Annotated in this window: 15 protein-coding genes; 7 read left to right on the forward strand and 8 right to left on the reverse strand. The window is 67.4% G+C overall.

Annotated elements, in window-relative coordinates:
- Positions 1–59 precede the first annotated feature (59 nt).
- Positions 60–344 carry an exodeoxyribonuclease VII small subunit gene (locus AC6EI8_RS14855; protein WP_149316943.1) on the reverse strand — a complete coding sequence of 95 codons (285 nt, stop codon included), beginning with the start codon at positions 342–344 and terminating at the stop codon, positions 60–62.
- A gap of 340 nt (positions 345–684) precedes the next feature.
- Here AC6EI8_RS14855 and AC6EI8_RS14860 point away from each other — a divergent pair, with 340 nt between their 5' ends.
- From AC6EI8_RS14860 to AC6EI8_RS14870, 3 genes are all read left to right on the forward strand, one after another.
- On the forward strand, positions 685–1788 hold the full coding sequence (locus AC6EI8_RS14860; RefSeq protein ID WP_149316942.1) for an aromatic ring-hydroxylating oxygenase subunit alpha: 1104 nt from the start codon (positions 685–687) through the stop codon (positions 1786–1788).
- Between the two features lie 341 nt (positions 1789–2129).
- The gene (locus tag AC6EI8_RS14865; protein WP_149316941.1) at positions 2130–3050 is read left to right on the forward strand and encodes a DMT family transporter; all 921 of its coding nucleotides are present in this window, start codon (positions 2130–2132) and stop codon (positions 3048–3050) included.
- Between the two features lie 234 nt (positions 3051–3284).
- A complete protein-coding gene (locus AC6EI8_RS14870) occupies positions 3285–4163 on the forward strand; it encodes a sulfurtransferase (RefSeq protein ID WP_498382266.1) in 879 nt (292 codons plus the stop codon).
- 295 nt (positions 4164–4458) lie between these two features.
- Here AC6EI8_RS14870 and AC6EI8_RS14875 read toward each other — a convergent pair whose 3' ends face one another.
- The 6 genes from AC6EI8_RS14875 to polA form a co-directional block, all read right to left on the reverse strand.
- Positions 4459–5253 carry a ZIP family metal transporter gene (locus AC6EI8_RS14875; protein WP_263364069.1) on the reverse strand — a complete coding sequence of 265 codons (795 nt, stop codon included), beginning with the start codon at positions 5251–5253 and terminating at the stop codon, positions 4459–4461.
- Between the two features lie 216 nt (positions 5254–5469).
- Positions 5470–5922 (reverse strand): hypothetical protein, encoded by a 453-nt coding sequence (locus AC6EI8_RS14880; protein WP_149316938.1) that lies wholly within the window; start codon positions 5920–5922, stop codon positions 5470–5472.
- Positions 5906–6397, reverse strand: coding sequence for a nucleotidyltransferase domain-containing protein (locus tag AC6EI8_RS14885; RefSeq protein ID WP_226107442.1), 492 nt, complete (start codon positions 6395–6397; stop codon positions 5906–5908). Before AC6EI8_RS14885 ends, AC6EI8_RS14880 begins: the two co-directional genes overlap by 17 nt.
- A gap of 172 nt (positions 6398–6569) precedes the next feature.
- The gene (locus AC6EI8_RS14890) at positions 6570–7445 is read right to left on the reverse strand and encodes a dienelactone hydrolase family protein (protein ID WP_149316937.1); all 876 of its coding nucleotides are present in this window, start codon (positions 7443–7445) and stop codon (positions 6570–6572) included.
- Between the two features lie 340 nt (positions 7446–7785).
- Positions 7786–9114, reverse strand: a complete 1329-nt coding sequence (locus AC6EI8_RS14895; protein ID WP_149316936.1) for an NAD(P)/FAD-dependent oxidoreductase — start codon at positions 9112–9114, stop codon at positions 7786–7788.
- Positions 9115–9252: 138 nt separating this feature from the next.
- Positions 9253–12057: a DNA polymerase I gene (polA, locus tag AC6EI8_RS14900; RefSeq protein WP_150084919.1), complete on the reverse strand. Its 2805-nt coding sequence runs from the start codon at positions 12055–12057 to the stop codon at positions 9253–9255.
- A 4-nt stretch (positions 12058–12061) separates the two neighbouring features.
- On the opposite strand from polA, the gene AC6EI8_RS14905 reads away from it, so the two are divergent.
- From AC6EI8_RS14905 to AC6EI8_RS14920, 4 genes are all read left to right on the forward strand, one after another.
- Positions 12062–13030: an LOG family protein gene (locus AC6EI8_RS14905; RefSeq protein WP_149316934.1), complete on the forward strand. Its 969-nt coding sequence runs from the start codon at positions 12062–12064 to the stop codon at positions 13028–13030.
- A gap of 168 nt (positions 13031–13198) precedes the next feature.
- Positions 13199–13639 (forward strand): hypothetical protein, encoded by a 441-nt coding sequence (locus tag AC6EI8_RS14910; RefSeq protein ID WP_370639530.1) that lies wholly within the window; start codon positions 13199–13201, stop codon positions 13637–13639.
- 179 nt (positions 13640–13818) lie between these two features.
- A complete protein-coding gene (locus tag AC6EI8_RS14915; RefSeq protein WP_226107436.1) occupies positions 13819–14802 on the forward strand; it encodes a homoserine kinase in 984 nt (327 codons plus the stop codon).
- A gap of 56 nt (positions 14803–14858) precedes the next feature.
- On the forward strand, positions 14859–15650 hold the full coding sequence (locus AC6EI8_RS14920) for a BPSS1780 family membrane protein (RefSeq protein WP_150084921.1): 792 nt from the start codon (positions 14859–14861) through the stop codon (positions 15648–15650).
- Positions 15651–15665: 15 nt separating this feature from the next.
- Here AC6EI8_RS14920 and AC6EI8_RS14925 read toward each other — a convergent pair whose 3' ends face one another.
- Positions 15666–18026, reverse strand: a complete 2361-nt coding sequence (locus AC6EI8_RS14925) for a UvrD-helicase domain-containing protein (RefSeq protein WP_226107434.1) — start codon at positions 18024–18026, stop codon at positions 15666–15668.
- Between the last annotated feature and the right edge of the window lie 123 nt (positions 18027–18149).

The raw sequence follows: 18149 nt of genomic DNA on the forward strand, positions 1-18149 counted from the left end.
GGCCGCCAGCGCCGCCTCGGTACGGGCGGCGCGGTCCTGCATCCATTGCGCGAAGGCGGTCATTCGGTCTCTGCCTGGCTGCCCGGCTCGGCCAGGGGCTTGAGGGTATCGCCCTCGAGCACCTTGACCTGCTGCTCGATGCGCTCGAGCATCTGCTGGCAATACTTGACCAGTTCGGCACCGCGCCGGTAGGCCGCCAGCGATTCCTCCAGCGGCAGGGCCCCGCTTTCCATGCTGGTGACCAGCGCTTCGAGCTCGGCCATGGCGGCCTCGTACGAGGCCGGCGGCGCGCTGGTGGGGACCTGGTCGCCGTCGCCGGCAGGCACGGTGTTTGTCTTTGGCATAAAGGGGATTCGATCCAGAAACCGCGATTTTACGGCAAATCGCCGCGGCCAAGCCCGATCCGATGGAGGGGGCCGGCGCGGCCCGGCCGGCACGCCGATAGCCGACATGTCGCCGTGAGCATAAATCGCCACATTACGACCGACCAATGTTCGCGGTCGCGCCAAAAAGGCAAAAAAATCAGGCCCTTATCCCGGGGGTGGGGTACAATCCCCGGTTCGTCAGCGAAAACCGCGGCACCACGCCCCGGGGCTCAGGGTCTGACTGTCTTTCCCATATCGATTTCAATTTCGATGGTTGGGTTGTTCACTGCTTTCGCCTGTTTATTAGGGAGTGGGGATAATGTCCAATCTCAGCACCGCGCTGAAGCTTGCGCCGGCTGATACGCAGCTGCCCGTCCGTGCGTACTTCGACGAGGCCTTGCATCAACAGGAACTGGATCTGCTGTTCAAGAAGGGCCCCGGTTATGTCGGCCACGCGCTGATGGTGCCCGAAGTCGGCGACTACCATACGCTGGCCGCCGAGGAAGAGGGCCGCATGCTGGTGCGCAATCCGGAGGGCATCGAACTGATGTCCAACGTCTGCCGCCACCGCCAGGCCATCATGCTGAACGGCCGCGGCAACGCCTCCAACATCGTCTGCCCGCTGCACCGCTGGACCTACGATCTGAAGGGCGAGCTGCTCGGCGCGCCGCATTTCGCCCAGCAGCCCTGCCTGCATCTGAAACGTTCGCCGCTGCAGAACTGGAACGGCCTGCTGTTCGAAGGCGAGCGCGATGTGCGCGCCGATCTCGCGCGCCTGGGCGTCTCGCAGGACCTGAACTTCGACGGCTACATGCTCGACCATGTCGAGGTCCACGACTGCGACTACAACTGGAAGACCTTCATCGAGGTCTATCTCGAGGACTACCACGTCGTGCCCTTCCACCCGGGCCTGGGCAGCTTTGTGTCCTGCGACGACCTGAAGTGGGAGTTCGGCGAGTGGTACAGCGTGCAGACCGTGGGCCTGCACGCCGGCCTGAAGCGCCCCGGCAGCGCGACCTACCAGAAGTGGCACGACGCCGTGCTGCGCTTCAACAACGGCGAGCTGCCCAAGCATGGCGCGATCTGGCTGACCTACTACCCGAACGTGATGGTCGAGTGGTACCCCAACGTGCTGGTCATCTCGACGCTGCACCCGATGGGCCCGCGCAAGACCCGCAACGTGGTCGAGTTCTACTACCCCGAGGAAATCGTGCTGTTCGAGCGCGAGTTCGTCGAGGCCGAGCGGGCCGCCTACATGGAGACCTGCGTCGAGGACGACGAGATCGCCGAGCGCATGGATGCCGGCCGGCTGGCGCTGATGAAGCGCGGCGACAACGAGGTCGGCCCGTACCAGTCGCCGATGGAAGACGGCATGCAGCACTTCCACGAGTGGTATCGCCGCGCGATGGGACCGGCGGCCTGAGCGCCGGCCCCGGCCCTGCCTGAGACGGACCGCCACGTCGGTCCGTTTTTCATTGGCGCGGACGCGGGCGTCGCTGCGTCGTACACTGCCTCGCACGCCACACATCGCCTCAACCGCCGCCTCCACCGCCGCCTCGCACGCCCCCTGGTGCGCCGCCCGGCACGCCGCTTCGCACACTCCTGGGCGATGACCGCGCATCCGCTTTGGTGCATTGCATCAGCACTGCTACAATCGGCTCGCCCAAGCGGCTGTCACCTCACTTGCCGCCCGGCACGCTGCCGCGCCGATGGGCGCCGCGCCGCGGTTCCCGACCTTCCCCGCTGTCCTCGCCTTTCCTCGCCATGCAATCGCTCTGGATGCTGTTCGCCGCCTTCTCGTTCTCGTTGATGGGGGTGGGCGTCAAGCTGGCTTCCGAGATGTACACCACCGGCGAGATCGTGTTCTACCGCAGCATGATCAGCATGCTGATCATCTGGGCGATCCTCGCCTCCAGCGGCATCTCGGTGCGCACCCCGCATATGACCACGCATATCAAGCGCAGCCTGTTCGGCGTGACCGCGCTGATGCTGTGGTTCACCTCGATCAGCCTGCTGCCGCTGGCCACCGCGATGACGCTGAACTACATGTCGCCGGTCTGGATCGCGCTGATCGTCGGCGCCGGCGCGGCGCTGGCCGGCACCGCTGGCGGCGCGGACCGCAAGCTGATCGGCGCGATCGTGATGTCGTTCGCCGGCGTGATCTGCCTGCTGCAGCCTTCCGTCGGCAAGGACCAGCTGACCGGTGGCCTGGTCGGGCTGATCTCGGGCATGTTCACGGCGCTGGCCTATGTCGAGGTGCGGCAGCTCGGCCAGCTGGGCGAGCCCGAAGGCCGCATCGTGTTCTATTTCTCGCTGGTCGGCACGCTGGCGGGGGTGGTCTGGATGATGTTCTCGGGCGTCAGCAGCCACACCTGGCACGGCGCCGGCCTGCTGCTGGGCATCGGCATCCTGGCCACCCTGGGCCAGACCGCGATGACGCGCGCCTACAAGCGCGGCAACACGCTGCTGACTGCCAACCTGCAGTACGCCGGCATCGTGTTCTCCAGCCTGTGGGGCATGATGATCTGGAACGACGCGCTGAACTGGCTGTCGTGGCTCGGCATGGGCCTGATCATCGCCAGCGGCATCGCCACCACGCTGACCCGCGCGCGCGAGAGCACCAGCCAGCCGACGGCGGCGACGCCGGTCAAGTCGGCCGAGGCGGAGGTGCATCCCGAGGTGTAGGCCCCCCTCGGCGTGGCACTCCCCTCGGGGAAGTCGCGGTCGTTCCGGGACGGCGAACGCCGCCCCACTCTCCCCGGCCCTCTCCCGCAAGCGGGAGAACGCCCCGCGCAAGCCGGCATGGCGCGCGCGCAGGCTGGCCCGCTCCGCGTCAGCCTCGGCCCGATAGCGGCAGACGCCACTTTCGGCGATCATCGGGATTCCTCGACGATCCGTCGCCACTAGACAGGTTTTACGATGCCCCAAGCCGTTTGGACCACGCTGATCTCCTGCGCCGACCTGCATGCGCTGCGCCAGGATCCGGGCCGGCACAGCGTGCTGATCGATTGCTCCTTCGACCTGACCGATCCCGCCGCCGGCCGCGAGGCCTACCACCAGAGCCATCTGCCCGGCGCCTTCTACCTGCATCTGGACAACGAGCTGTCGGGCGAGAAGACCGGCAGCAACGGCCGCCATCCTCTGCCCGATGCCGATGCGCTGACGGCGCGCCTGCGCGCGCTCGGCGTCAACGACGACACCCAGGTGGTGGTCTACGACGCCCAGGGCGGCATGTACGCCGCGCGGGCCTGGTGGCTGCTGCGCTGGGTCGGCCATCAGGCGGTGGCCGTGCTCGACGGCGGCAAGCAGGCCTGGGTCGCCGCCGGCCTGCCGCTGGAGAGCGGCACCACGCCGGAGCCGGAGGCATTGGCAGGCGGCAACCTGACCCGCCGCCCTTCGCTGGTCGGCACGGTCGACGCCGATACCCTGATGGCCAATCTGCAGTCGCCGACGCGGCTGGTGGTCGATGCCCGCGCGCCCGATCGCTTCCGCGGCGAGAACGAGACGCTGGACCCGGTCGGCGGCCATATTCCCGGCGCGGTCAACCGCTGCTTCAAGGACAATCTGCAGCCCGACGGCCGCTTCAAGCCCGCCGAGGCGCTGCGCGGCGAATTCGGCGGCGTGCTGGGCGCGACGCCAGCGGAGCGCGCGGTGATGCAGTGCGGCTCCGGTGTCACCGCCTGCTACAATCTGCTGGCGCTGGAAGTGGCGGGACTGCCGGGCGCGGCGCTCTACCCCGGTTCGTGGAGCGAGTGGTGCGCCGATCCGGCGCGGCCGGTCGCCACCGGGGACCGGTAGGCCGGCGTCGGTCAAGCCAGCCGCCCTCGGGACTGGCAAGCCGGCGTCAGTCGAGTCAACCGCCCTCGGGGAGCGGTAGCCGGCGCCAGTCGAGTCGATCGCCCTCGGCGAGCGGTAGCCGGCGCCAGTCAAGTCAACCGCCCTCGGGGAGCGGTAGCCGGCGCCAGTCGAGTCAACCGCCCTCGGAGAGCGGTAGCCGCCGCCAGTCGACTCAACCGCCCTCGGGGCGCGGTAGCGGGCGCCGGTCCGGCGCTAGTCCAGCCAGCCGCCCGGGGAGAGCGGCGGCTGGACGAACTCAATGGTCGGTGTGCGCGTGCGCATGGTCGGCTGCGCCATGGCCGGCCTCGCCGTGGCCGTGGTGATCGTGGACCCCGTCGGTCACCCAGACGATCGCCGCGATGCCGGCCGCCACCAGCACCACCTGCACGATCGATTCGCGCCAGCGCGGCTTGCGCTGCATCTGCGGCATCAGATCGCTGACCGCGATATAGAGGAAGCTGCTGGCGGCGATCACCAGCACATACGGCACCCAGCTGCTCATCTCGTCGAGCAGGAAGTACCCCACCAACCCGCCGACCACCGCGGCCAGGCTCGACAGCAGATTGAAGGCAAACGCGCGCGCCTTCGAAAACCCGGCATTGAGCAGCACGATGAAGTCGCCCACTTCCTGCGGGATCTCGTGCGCGGCGATCGCCAGCGCGGTGACGATGCCGATCTTCGGGTCGGCCAGGAAGGCCGCGGCGATCACGATGCCGTCCGCGAAATTGTGGAAGGTGTCGCCGACCAGGATGGTCAGGCCGCTGCGGCCCGCCTCTTCGCGGTCATGCCCGTGATGGTGATGATGACCGTCGCCCTCGTGATGGTGCGAATGGCGCAGCAGCGAGATCTTTTCCAGCAGGAAGAAGCCCAGCAGGCCGGCCAGCAGCGTGCCGAACAGCGCGCGCGGGTCGGCGCCCGAGGCGAACGCCTCCGGCAGCGAATGCAGCAAGGCGGTGGCCAGCAGCACGCCGACCGAAAAACTGACCATGCGCTCCACCGCGCGCGATGCCGCGGTCAGGGACAGCAGGGCGGCACCGAGAATGCTGCCCACGCCGGAAATCGTGGTGGCCAGCAGGATCAAGACGAGCGTGGAAAAGATGATGGGCTCCCGGAGGGTTCGCCCCTGCCCGTGTCGCGGGCCGCGCGGCCTGGCCGCGTCGATCCGTATAAACGCAACACTGTTGCAAGAGGCGCAAAGCCCGCATTGTACGGAGGTCGGGGGCGGTTTTGCAATGGGCTTGACGCGTGCCGGCCCTTTGCGTCTTCGCTACTCTTCCGCCCAGGATGCGCCGGTCAAGCGATGAGCCTGTCCAAGATACTTTTCGAGTATCGAAAGGAGGCTCGTGGCCTGACCGGCGGAAATTGGGGGAAAGGGAGACGTGTAGCTCGTGCCGTTGCGCCGCATATGGGCATTGACCACAAAAGCGAATTCAGCATTGCTCATTCCGAGATCCGCACATACCCTCTGAATCGCCATATTGCGACCGGCATCGCGAATCCGTACCTCGTGGAACTCCAACACTGCCTGAACCACCTGGAAAAACCCTTCGTAGGCAATGGAAAAGACGGGCATTGGGGCTTCGTCAGCATCCAGTTGCCGCCCGGCAGCCAAATAGGCGCGCGCGTTGCGTAAATAGGCCTCCAGTGCGCCTGGCGTTCGAGGTTGCTCTGTAAAGCAGTTAAGACGAATCAGATTTTCATACTCATGTGGCCGGGACATCAGGTAGCACCCTCACGATCGATCCGGCGGCAATACGGGCAACGAGGGGGTCGCTGCTCACGAGATCCGCCCATTCGGCAGGAGAGTACGCATTCAGATGTACGGGGCGACCAAGTTCCACTCCGACCTTCAGCATTGCGTCCATTAACGCCATCATCGGCGCTGTCCCTATCACCATCAGGTCGATATCGCTGCGATGGCTGTCCTCCTCGCGTGCAACCGATCCAAAGAGAAAGGCCTCGGCGATTTCGGCTGCAAACGGCCGCAGCGCATTTCGTATCGGCTCTACCAAGCCAAACGACTTGCTGCAAATGCTCTGTAGTTCGGGATAAAGCGCAAACGCGGTATTGGCCCGGATGACGCGTTGGTTGCCGCGTCGCGGCTCCTCCGACAAGACGCCCGCATCAATGAGCCGTTGGACGTGGCGCTGACCGTTGCCACGCCCTCCACCGACATGCTCGATCAGTTCACTCAACGTGAACGTCCGCGTCGGCTCCCCGTAGACTCTCGCCAACACGCGTTGAACCCCCGGCGAGAACATGAAGTCAGCTAGTCCCACACATATCCCCAATTTAGGTACGATCGTACCCATTATAGGGATACTTGGACGGCGGTTGGCTCCCGGTGTCGTGGTTCTTTTGGTAGAGCTACGCCACCCCATGCTCCTTGAACCACGCCAGGCACTTCTGCCAGCCGTCCTTCGCGTCCGCCTCGCGGTAGCTCGGCCGGTAGTCGGCATGGAAGGCGTGGCCGGACTCGGGGTAGACGATGAACTTGGAGGCCTTGGCCGCCGGGTTGTTGGCCGCCGCCAGCGCGGCCTTCATCCGGTCGACCGCCTCCAGCGGGATGCCGGTGTCCTTGCCGCCGTACAGCCCAAGCACCGGCGCCTTCAGCTGCGCGGCGAGATCGATCGGATGGCGGGGCTGCAGCGGCGTGGTGTCGCCGTTCAGCCGGCCGTACCACGCGACGCCGGCCTTCAGCTGCCTGCTGTGCGCGGCGTACAGCCAGACCACGCGGCCGCCCCAGCAGAAGCCGGTGATGCCGACCTTGCCGAGATTGCCGCCGTTGGCGCCGGCCCAGGCCACCGCCGCATCGAGGTCGCCCAGCACCTCGTTGTCCGGCGTCTTGGCGATGATCTCGCGCTGCAGTTCCTGGATCGTGCCGAAGCTGGTCGGATCGCCCTGGCGCGCAAACAGCTCGGGCGCGATCGCCAGATAGCCCTGCTTGGCGAAGCGTCGGCAGGTATCGGCGATGTATTCGTGCACGCCGAAGATCTCGCTGATCACCAGCACCACCGGCAGGTCGCGCTTGCCCTGCGGCATCGCGCGGTAGATCGGCATCTTGAAGTCGCCGGAGGGGATGGTGACCTCGCCGGCCGTCAGCCCTTCGAAGTCGGTCTTGATCGCTTGCGCGGTGACCGGCAGCGCTGCGGCGGCGAAGGCCGAGCCGAGGGCGGTCTTGACGAAGCTGCGCCGGTCGAACGTCTGGCCGGGTACGAGGCTTTCCACTTCGGGCTTGAGCATGCGGGTCTCCTGATGTTGGCGAACGGGGGACGCTGCGCCAGCAGACGAGCCGGGGCATCAGGAAGGCGATTCTAAGCAAACATGGTGTCCAGCGCACGCTGCAGGCCGGCGGGCGGCGCGCGCAGTGCCCGCGCCCTTGCCGAGCGCATGTCGAGCTTCTACCGAGTCCCTACCAAGACCGTGCGGAGCCGCTGCGAAGCCCCTGCCGAGCCCCTGCCGAGCCCCTGCCGAGCCCCTGCCGAGCCTCCGCCGAGCCCCCTCCGAGCCCCTGACGTGCCTTTGCGGCGCCCCTCGGAGCCCGGCCCTTGCCGCGCCCGCCCCGCCCGGGGCGGCCAACCGCTCAGTGCAGCTTCACCCGCGGATTGGTCTTGCTGCGCAGCCAGTGCGCGACCGTATCGAGCGCCATGCGCACCGCGCCGTGCAGCGCCATCACGTGCATCCGGTACAGCGACGAGTACATCAGCCGGGCCATCAGCCCCTCGATGAACATCGAGCCGCCGATCAACCCACCCATCAGGTTGCCGACCGCGGTGAAACGGCCCAGCGACACCAGCGAGCCGAGATCCTTGAACTGGAATTCCGGCAGCGGCCGGCCCTCCAGCCGCGCCCGCAACGCGTCGTACAGAAAGCTGGCCTGCTGGTGCGCGGCCTGCGCGCGCGGCGGCACCGTGGTCTGCTTGGCCGGCCACGCGCAGCTGGCGCAATCGCCGAACGCGAAGATGTCCGGGTCGTCTTCGCTCTGCAGCGTCTGCCTGACCACGATCTGGCCCTGCCGACTCAACGTCAGGCCGAGCGTCTTCAGCACCGGCGGTGCGGTAATGCCCGCCGCCCACACCGTCAGTTCGGCGGGAATCCGTTTGCCGCTGGCGGTCAGCACCGCATCGGGCCCGATCTCGGTGACGCGCTCGCCGACCAGCATGCGCACGTCCAGCTTGCGCAGCAGTTCGGCGGTTTCACTCGACACGCGCTCGGACAGCGCCGGCAGGATGCGCGGGCCGCCTTCGATCAGCGTGATATGGATGTCGCGGCGGGGGTCCAGGCGGTGCAGCCCGTAGGCATTGAGCACCTGCGCGGTATTGCGCAGCTCGGCCGACAGCTCGACGCCGGTCGCGCCCGCGCCGACGATCACGACATCGACGTCCGGCCGGCCGTCGCCGTCGTCGTCGTTCCGGCTGAGCCCGTTCTGCGCGCGGACACAGGCCGAGATCAGCCGGCGGCGGAAGCGTTCTGCCTGCTCGACGGTATCGAGCGCGATCGCATGCTCGGCCGCGCCGGGCGTGCCGAAGAAATGCGTGACCGAGCCGATCGCCAGCACCAGCGTGTCATAGGGAATGTCGCGCGCGGGCAGCAGTTCCAGCCCGTCCTGGTCGACACAGGCCGCGACCGAGATCGTCTTGCGCGTGCGGTCGAGGCCGGTCAGCTCGCCCTGCTGGAACTCGAAATGGTGCCAGAGCGCCTGCGCCGCATATTCGAGCTGATGGGTGTTCTGGTCCATGCTGCCCGCGGCGACCTCGTGCAGCAGCGGCTTCCAGATATGCGTGGGCGAACGGTCGACCAGCGTGATATGCGCGGCGCCGCGCTTGCCCAGCTTGTCGCCGAGACGCGTCACCAGTTCCAGGCCACCTGCTCCACCGCCGACTACGACAATCCGATGCGCGCTTGTTTGCATTGTTCTACCCGTTCTGAATGGTCGGACCGCCGGCATGCCGGCGGCGACTGCTGCCTGCTGCTGTCAGTTCTGTCAGTTCTGTCGGCACCAGTTTGCTGCAATGCAGCAAACTTGGCAAGACGGCACCGGGCGAACACCTCAGTGCGCTTCTTCCCAATTCGCACCGACCCCGGTTTCGGCGACCAGCGGCACCCGCAGCGCCGCCACGCCGCACATCAGTTCCGGCAGGCGCGTGCGCACCAGTTCCAGTTCGGCGGTCGGCACCTCCAGCACCAGTTCGTCGTGCACCTGCATGATCTGCCGCGTGCCGAGCGACTCGCGCTCGATCCAGTCCTGCACCGCGATCATCGACAGCTTGATCAGGTCGGCCGCGGTGCCCTGCATCGGCGCATTGATCGCGGCGCGCTCGGCGGCCTGGCGGCGCGGGCCGTTGCCGCCGTTGATGTCCGGCAGCCACAGCCGGCGGCCGAACACGGTCTCGACATAGCCCTGCTCCCGCGCGGTCTGGCGCGTCTCTTCCATGTAGCGCGCCACGCCGGGATAGCGCATGAAATAGCGGTCGATATAGTGCTTGGCCGCGTCGCGCTCGATGCCGAGGTTGCTGGCCAGGCCAAACGCGCTCATGCCGTAGATCAGGCCGAAGTTGATGACCTTGGCATAGCGGCGCTGCTCGCTGCTGACCGCATCCGCCGCCACGCCGAAGATCTCGGCCGCGGTCGCGCGGTGGATGTCGTCGCCGCGCGCAAAGGCGCCGAGCAGGTTCTCGTCGCCCGAGATATGGGCCATGATGCGCAGCTCGATCTGCGAATAGTCCGCCGACACGATCGCATGGCCCGGCGACGCGATGAAGGCCTCGCGAATGCGGCGGCCCTCCTCGGTCCGCACCGGGATGTTCTGCAGGTTCGGCTCGGTCGACGCCAGCCGGCCGGTCACCGCGGTGGCCTGGCCGTAGCTGGTATGCACGCGTCCGGTGGCGGGATTGACCATGCGCGGCAGCTTGTCCGTGTAGGTCGACTTCAGCTTGGACAGCGCGCGATAGTCGAGCAGCAGCCGCGGCAGCGGATAGTCCTCCGCCAGCTTCTGCAGCACCTCTTCGTCGGTCGACGGCGCGCCGCTGCTGGTCTTCTTGACGACCGGCAGCTGCATCCGCCCGAACAGGATCTCGCCGATCTGCTTGGGCGAGCCCAGGTTGAACGGCTGGCCGGCGGCCTCGTAGGCGCGCTGCTCCAGTTCCATCATGCGCTGACCCAATTCGGCGCTTTGCGCGGCCAGGCGCGGCGCATCGATCAGCACGCCGTTGCGCTCGATCTTCTGCAGCACCACCGACACCGGCATCTCGATGCGCTCGTAGACGTAGCGCAGGCCCTCGGCCGCCTCGAGCTGCGGATACATCTTGCGATGCAGGCGCAGCGTCACGTCGGCGTCCTCGGCCGCGTATTCGGTCGCGCGCGCCAGGTCGATCTGGTCGAAGCACAGCTGGTTGACGCCCTTGCCGCAGACCTCCTCGTAGGTCAGCGTCTTCAGGTTCAGCAGCCGTTCGGCGAGGCTGTCCATGCCGTGATTGCGGTGCGAGGCCAGCACGTAGCTCTGCAGCATGGTGTCATGGCGAATGCCGCGCAGCGCGATGCCGTGGTTGGCGAACACATGGACGTCGTATTTCAGATGCTGGCCGACCTTGTGCCGGTCCGGGTCCTCCAGCCACGCACGCAGCCGCGCCAGCACGAAGTCGCGCGGCAGCTGGCCGCGGCCTTCCATGCCCGCCACGTCGGGGCCCTGGTGCGCGACCGGGATATAGCAGGCGATGCCGGGCTCGACCGACAGCGAGATGCCGACCAGTTGCGCCTGCATCGGATCGATCGACGTGGTCTCGGTATCGATGCAGGTCAGCTCGGCGCGTTCGATGCGGCGCGCCCATTCCTCGAGCGCGGACTCGGTGACCACGGTCTCGTAGCGGATCTCGGCCGGCGGGGTCTCCGCCACGGGCTCATCGGTGGCGGCCGGACCGTCGAACAGGCTCGCCTGCGGACCGCGCGACGCCGCGGCGGCAGCGGCCTGCGCGCGCGCATCGGGCAGGCGTTCGCCGGTCAGCTCGCGCAGCCAGGTCTTGAAGCCGTAGCGCGAGAAGAACGCGACCAGCTTCTCCTTGTCCTCGCCCATGTCGCGCAGCGCGTGGAAGTCGGGGATCGGTCCGGACAGATCGCAATCGATCTTCACCGTCACCAGCTCGCGCGCGCGCGGCAGCCAGTCGAGCGTGTTGCGCAGGTTCTCGCCGACCACGCCCTTGATCTTGTCCGCGTTGGCCATGATGCCGTCGAGCGTGCCGTATTCGGTCAGCCATTTGACCGCGGTCTTCGGACCGACCTTGGGCACGCCCGGCACGTTGTCGACCGCATCGCCGATCAGCGACAGATAGTCGACGATGCGTTCCGGCGGCACGCCGAACTTGGCCACCACGCCCGGCGGATCGAGGACCTCGCCGCTCATCGTATTGACCAGCGTGACGCTGTCGTTCACCAGCTGCGCCAGGTCCTTGTCGCCGGTCGACACCACGGTGCGGATGCCCTCCGCGGTAGCCTGGCAGGCCAGCGAGCCGATCACGTCGTCGGCCTCGACGCCGTCGACGACGACGATCGGCCAGCCCAGCGCGCGCACCGCCTCATGGATCGGCTCGATCTGCCGCGCGAGATCCTCGGGCATCGACGGGCGGTGTTCCTTGTATGCGGGGTACAGCGCATCGCGGAAGGTCTTGCCCTTGGCGTCAAACACGCAGGCGCTATACTCTGCCGGGTAATCGTTGCGCAGCTTGCGCAGCATGTTGATCATGCCGTAGATGGCCCCTGTGGGCAGGCCTTCGCCGTTGCGCAGATCCGGCAGCGCGTGATACGCGCGATATAGATAGCTCGACCCATCGACGAGCAGCAGTGTTTTAGGACTATCCGACATTCCCATGGACTCGAAATTGACTGGTGCCGCGGCAAGCGGTGAACCCACCGCCCCCGACCACGCCAACGGCGTGGCCGGCAGCCGCAGCAACCCCGTGACCGCGGCGGTCCGTGCCAACGAAGGCAAGATCACCACGGCTGCGGATATGGATGTGAACGTCACCGTCGGCCCCGCCGACGATGGCCCGGGCGATACCGCCTCGCCCGCCGAAGCGCCGGCGTCCGCCAAGGCGGCGCGGACCAACCCGCGCAAGATGATTCCCAGCCTGCGTGCGCTGGCCGACGAAGATCGCGCGACTGCAAAGAAGGCGCGCGCCTCGTGGCAAATGTTCACGATTATGGCAGAGTTCATCGAGGCGACCGAGTACCTGTCCGAGGTCCGGCCGGCCGTCTCGATCTACGGCAGCGCGCGCCTGCGCGAGGATTCGCCGTACTACCAGCAGACCATCGACATCGCGCGGTTGTTCTCCGACGCGGGCTTCGCCGTGATCTCCGGCGGCGGCCCCGGCATCATGGAAGCGGCCAACAAGGGCGCGCACGCAGGCAAGTCCGCGAGCGTCGGCCTCAATATCGAACTGCCGCACGAACAGCAGGGCAATCCGTACCAGGACATCGCCATGCGCTTCCGCCATTTCTTCACGCGCAAGGTGACCTTCGTCAAGAACTCGGACGCCTTCATCGTGATGCCGGGCGGCTTCGGCACGCTCGACGAACTGGCCGAGGTGCTGACGCTGGTGCAGACCGGCAAGTCGCGCGCGGTACCGGTGGTGATGGTGGGCAGCCGCTTCTGGAAGGGCCTGCTCGACTGGTTCCGCTTCACGCTGCTGCCGATGGGCCTGATTGCCGAGCACGACCTCGATCTGATGCAGATCGTCGACGAGCCGCACGAGGTGCTGGAGGCGGTCTACGACTACTACGAGCGCCGCGGCGGCGAAAACCCGATCCCGCCGAAGGAAGAGATGTTCTATCTGTGAGTGGCGTGGGCGGGCGGTGCCCGAGTGCCCGAACCGCCTCGCCACGGGCCCGCGGGCGGCAGGAATTGCTAGAATGCAAGCCTGATGCCCGAGTCGCGCCCGGCCCTGCCGCGCGCGGCGCCCATTCGGATGCGCCGGCACCCCGCGCGCATCGCACAGGAGCCCGAGATGACCTCCCTTTCCTTTCCGGCCGCCAGCGCGGACGAGCCGGAGCCCCTGCCGGGGGTTGCGCGACGCGGCCTGACGCTGGCCGCGACGGTACTCGCGCTGATCGCCGCGCCGGCCGCGCTGGCCCAGCAGTCCGCACAGCAGGCCGCCGACGACAACGGCGCGCTGTCCCAGCAGGAACTGAACGAGATCAACAACCAGCCCATCGCCCCGTCGGCGAAGACCCAGCTCAATCATCCGCGCGAGCCGAGCTTCCAGCTGAACGAGGCCGATGGCACGCAGGTGCGCGAATACCGCGACCGCCGCGGCCAGCAGGTCGATATCGAAGTGAAGTCCGGCGCGGGCACGCAATACCAGATGAGCCGTCCCGAGGACAGCTCGCCGCGCATCCGCGAACGGGAAGTCAATCGCGTGCCTTCGGTGCGCGTGCTGCAGTTCTGAGCCTGCCGCGGACGGGGCCGACCCGTCCGCGCGCGCCATCCGACGTTTCACCGCTCCCGGCCCGGGGGTTCGCTTCCGGGCCGCGCCGGACGCCGCTGTCCGCGGCGCCACGGCATGCCGCGGGCCTTGCCCGCCGGCGCCATCCGGCTTTACATCCGGTTCCAACCAGACAAGACAGTATGGCTGTATTCACCACGGTCTCGCACGACGAGATCGCGCAATGGCTGCTCGACTACGACCTCGGTACGCTGCGCGCGCTGCGCGGCATTCCCTCGGGCATCGAGAACAGCAATTTCTTCGTGACGATGGAGCGGGACGGCCAGACGCGCGACTACGTGCTGACCATCTTCGAGCGGCTGCGCTTCGACCAGTTGCCGTACTACCTGCATCTGATGGCGCATCTGGCCGAACGCGGCATCCGCGTGCCCGCGCCGATGCCGGGCAAGGACGGCGAGATCCTGCGCACGCTCAAGGGCAAGCCCGCCACCATCGTCACGCGGCTGCCGGGCAGCTCGCAGCTGGCACCGAACGCGCAGCAATGCGCCGAGGTCGGCGACATGCTGGCGCGCATGCACCTGGCCGGCCGCGGCTATCCGCGCCAGCAGCCGAACCTGCGCAGCCTGGCGTGGTGGCGCGAGACGGAAGGGCAGATCCTGCCCTTCCTCGACGACAGCCAGCGCGCGCTGCTGCAGGACGAGCTCGCGTTCCAGAGCGCGTTCTTTGGCGGCGCAGCCTATGCCGCACTGCCGGGCGGCCCCTGCCATTGCGACCTGTTCCGCGACAACGTGCTGTTCGAGGACGCCGGCAACGGCCAGTCGCGGCTGGGCGGCTTCTTCGATTTCTACTTCGCCGGCGACGACAAGTGGCTGTTCGATCTGGCCGTGACCGTCAACGACTGGTGCATCGACCTGGCCAGCGGCGAGCTGGACGCCCCGCGCGCGACGGCGCTGCTGCGGGCTTATCATGCGGTCAGACCCCTGGACGCGATCGAGGCCGCGCACTGGCAGCACATGCTGCGGGCCGGCGCGCTGCGCTTCTGGGTCTCGCGGCTGTGGGACTACCATCTGCCGCGCGAGGCCGACATGCTCGAGCCGCACGACCCGACTCACTTCGAACGCATCCTGCGCCGGCGCATCGCCGCCACCGCGCTCCCCTGGACCTGATGGGCGCCGCCGACGGCAGCCCCTGATCGCCGCACCTGATTCGGACCCGATTCGTCATGCAACTACTGGAAGTCCCCGCCAAGGAAGGCTACGTCTGGTTCCGCCAGGGTCTGTGGCTGTTCCGCAAGAACCCGCTGACCTTCCTGATGCTGCTGTTCATCTATCTGATCGCCGCGCAGATCGCCATCTTCATTCCGCTGATCGGCATCGTTGCGCTGCTGGTGGTGACGCCGGGCCTGTCGGTCGGCATCATGACCGCGTGCCGCGAGGTGATCCAGAACCGCAAGGTGATGCCCACCGTGCTGCTGGCGGGATATCGCAGCAACGGCAAGGTGGCCGCGCGCCATCTGCTGATCCTGGGCGCCATCTATGCGGGACTGGTGTTCCTGCTCAGCCTGATCGCCGGCACGCTGGTCGACATGCGCGCGCTGCTGCCGGTGCTGCTCAAGGAAGAGCCGCCGACCCCGGAGGCGATCCGCCAGCTGTATTACGCGCTGCTGGTAGGGGCGGCGCTGTACACGCCGATCGCGATGCTGTTCTGGTTCGCGCCGCTGCTGGCCGCCTGGCACAACGTGCCGCCGGTCAAGGCGCTGTTCTTCAGCTGGACCGCGTGCTGGCGCAACCGCGGGGCCTTCTTCACCTATGCGATGCTGTTCGTGCTGCTGCTGGTGGCGGTGCCCTTCTTCCTGGAGGCGATCTTCAGCGCCTTCGGCGCCGAAGGCGTGCTGTCCTTCCTGGTGACGCCGTATTCGCTGCTGATGCTGGCGATCCTGTACTGCTCGTTCTACGCGACCTATCGCGGCTGCTTCAACATCGCGCCGCCGAATGGGGACAGCGCGGCAGCCTGACACCACCCACCAGGCTCAATCGATCGCGTCCAGCTTCGCCACCGACAGCGCCAGCCACTTGGCGCCGTGGCGCTTGAACTCGATATTGGCGCGGGCATCCGCGCCCTCGCCTTCGAGCGCCTTGATCACGCCCTCGCCGAACTTGTTGTGGAAGACCTGCTGGCCGATGCGCCAGCCGGATTCGGCCTGCCGCTTGTGGTCGGCGTAGCCGTTGCCGGTGTCCATGCCGCCGGTCGCGCGGCTGCCGGTATAGGGCACGTCCTCGGCCCGCTTGTACCAGTCGCGGCCCCACGCGCTTTCCGATGACTGGCGCCGCTGCGCGCCGTAGTTCTGCGCCGGCGGGGTCAGCCACTTCAGCGCGCCCTCGGGCAGCTCGTCGAAGAAGCGGGAGCGGATGTGGTAGCGCACCTGGCCATGCAGCACGCGGCTCTGCGCGAACGACAGGTACAGCCGCTCGCGCGCCCGCGTGATCGCCACATACATCAGCCGGCGCTCTTCCTCGAGCCCGTCGGCGTCGAGCATGCTGTTCTCGTGCGGGAACAGCCCTTCCTCCAGCCCGCTGATGAAAACCACATTGAATTCGAGGCCCTTGGCCGCGTGCACGGTCATCATCTGCACCGCGTCCTGGCCGGCCTGGGCCTGGTTGTCGCCGGCCTCCAGCGAGGCGTGCGTCAGGAAGGCGACCAGCGGCGTCATCACCTCGGGCAGCGCTTCCGGGTCCAGCACCTGCTGCGCCTGGTCGCCCTCGGCCAGGGCCGGCAGCGGCCGATCCAGGCTCTGCCGGCGGCTCACCGGAATCGCGTTGGCCGGCGCGTCGAGGCCGTAGCCCTCTTCCACCACGAAGGCCTGCGCCGCGGTCACCAGTTCGCGCAGGTTCTCGATGCGGTCCTGGCCTTCCTTCTCGGCCTGGTAATGCGTGATCAGCCCGCTGGTATTGATCACGTATTCGACCGTCTCCGGCAGCGTCATCTGCCGGGTCTCGAAGCGCATCTGGTCGATCAGCCGCACGAACGACGCCAGCTTGCCGCCGGCCGCGCCGGCGACATAGGCCACCGCCTCGGACAGCGCGCAGTTGTACTGCCGCGCGGCGTCCTGCAGCGACTCGATCGAACGCGCGCCGATGCCGCGCGTAGGGAAGTTGACCACGCGGGCGAAGGCGGCGTCGTTGCGCGGATTTTCCAGCAGCTGCAGATAGGCCAGCGCGTGCTTGACCTCGGCCCGCTCGAAGAAGCGCAGGCCGCCGTAGACGCGGTACGGAATGCCGGACGAGAACAGCGCGTGCTCGATCACGCGCGACTGCGCGTTGCTGCGATACAGGATCGCGATCTCCGCGCGGCTGGTGCCCTGGGCGATCTGGTCGCGGATCTCCTCGACGATCCACCCGGCCTCCTGCCCGTCGGTGCCGGCCTGGTAGACCCGCACCGGCTCGCCGTGGCCCGCGTCGGTGCGCAGGTTCTTGCCGAGCCGGCGCGCGTTGTGGGCGATCAGGTGATTGGCCGAGTCGAGGATATGGCCGTGCGAGCGATAGTTCTGCTCCAGCTTGATCAGATGGCGCACGCGGAATTCGTGCTCGAAGTCGCGCATGTTGCCGACATTGGCGCCCCGGAACGCGTAGATGCTCTGGTCGTCGTCGCCGACCGCGAACACCGCCGCGGCATTGCCGGTGCCGAAGCCCGCCAGCAGCTTCAGCCACTGGTACTGCAGCACGTTGGTGTCCTGGAACTCGTCGACCAGCACATGGCGGAAGCGGTGCTGATAGTGCTGGCGGATCGCGTCGTTGTAGCGCAGAAGCTCGTAGCAGCGCAGCAGCAGCTCGGCGAAATCGACCACGCCCTCGCGCTGGCACTGCTCGTCGTAGGCGGCATACAGGTCGACGAAGCGGCGGTTGAAGTCGTCGTTGGCCTCGACGTCGGCCGCGCGCAGGCCCTGCTCCTTCGCGCTGTTGATGAAGTACTGCAGGTTCTTCGCCGGATATTTCTCGTCGTCGACGTTCAGCGACTTCAGCAGGCGCTTGAGCGCCGACAGCTGGTCCTGGCTGTCGAGGATCGAGAAGGTCTGCGGCAGCCCGGCATCGCGGAAATGCGCGCGCAGCATGCGGTTGCACAGGCCGTGGAAGGTGCCGATCCACATGCCGCGGGTATTGATCGGCAGCATCGACGACAGCCGCGTCTGCATCTCCTTGGCGGCCTTGTTGGTGAAGGTCACCGCCAGGATGCCGGCCGGCGACACGCGGCCGTTCTGGATCAGCCACGCGATGCGCGTGGTCAGCACCCGCGTCTTGCCGCTGCCCGCGCCCGCCAGGATCAGCGCCGGTTCGTCCGGCAGCGTGACGGCGGCAAGTTGTTCGGCGTTCAGATTGGCAAGCAGGTCGGACATCGGGAGGGGCCTTGAGGAATCGGGCCATTATAACGGCGCGCCTTTCCACGGCCTCGCCGGCCGGCTCAGCCGGGGGCCTGCCTCAGCCTCCCTCAGCCTCCCTCAGCCTCCCTCAGCCTCCCT

This window comes from Cupriavidus sp. R6-3 (assembly GCF_059772245.1).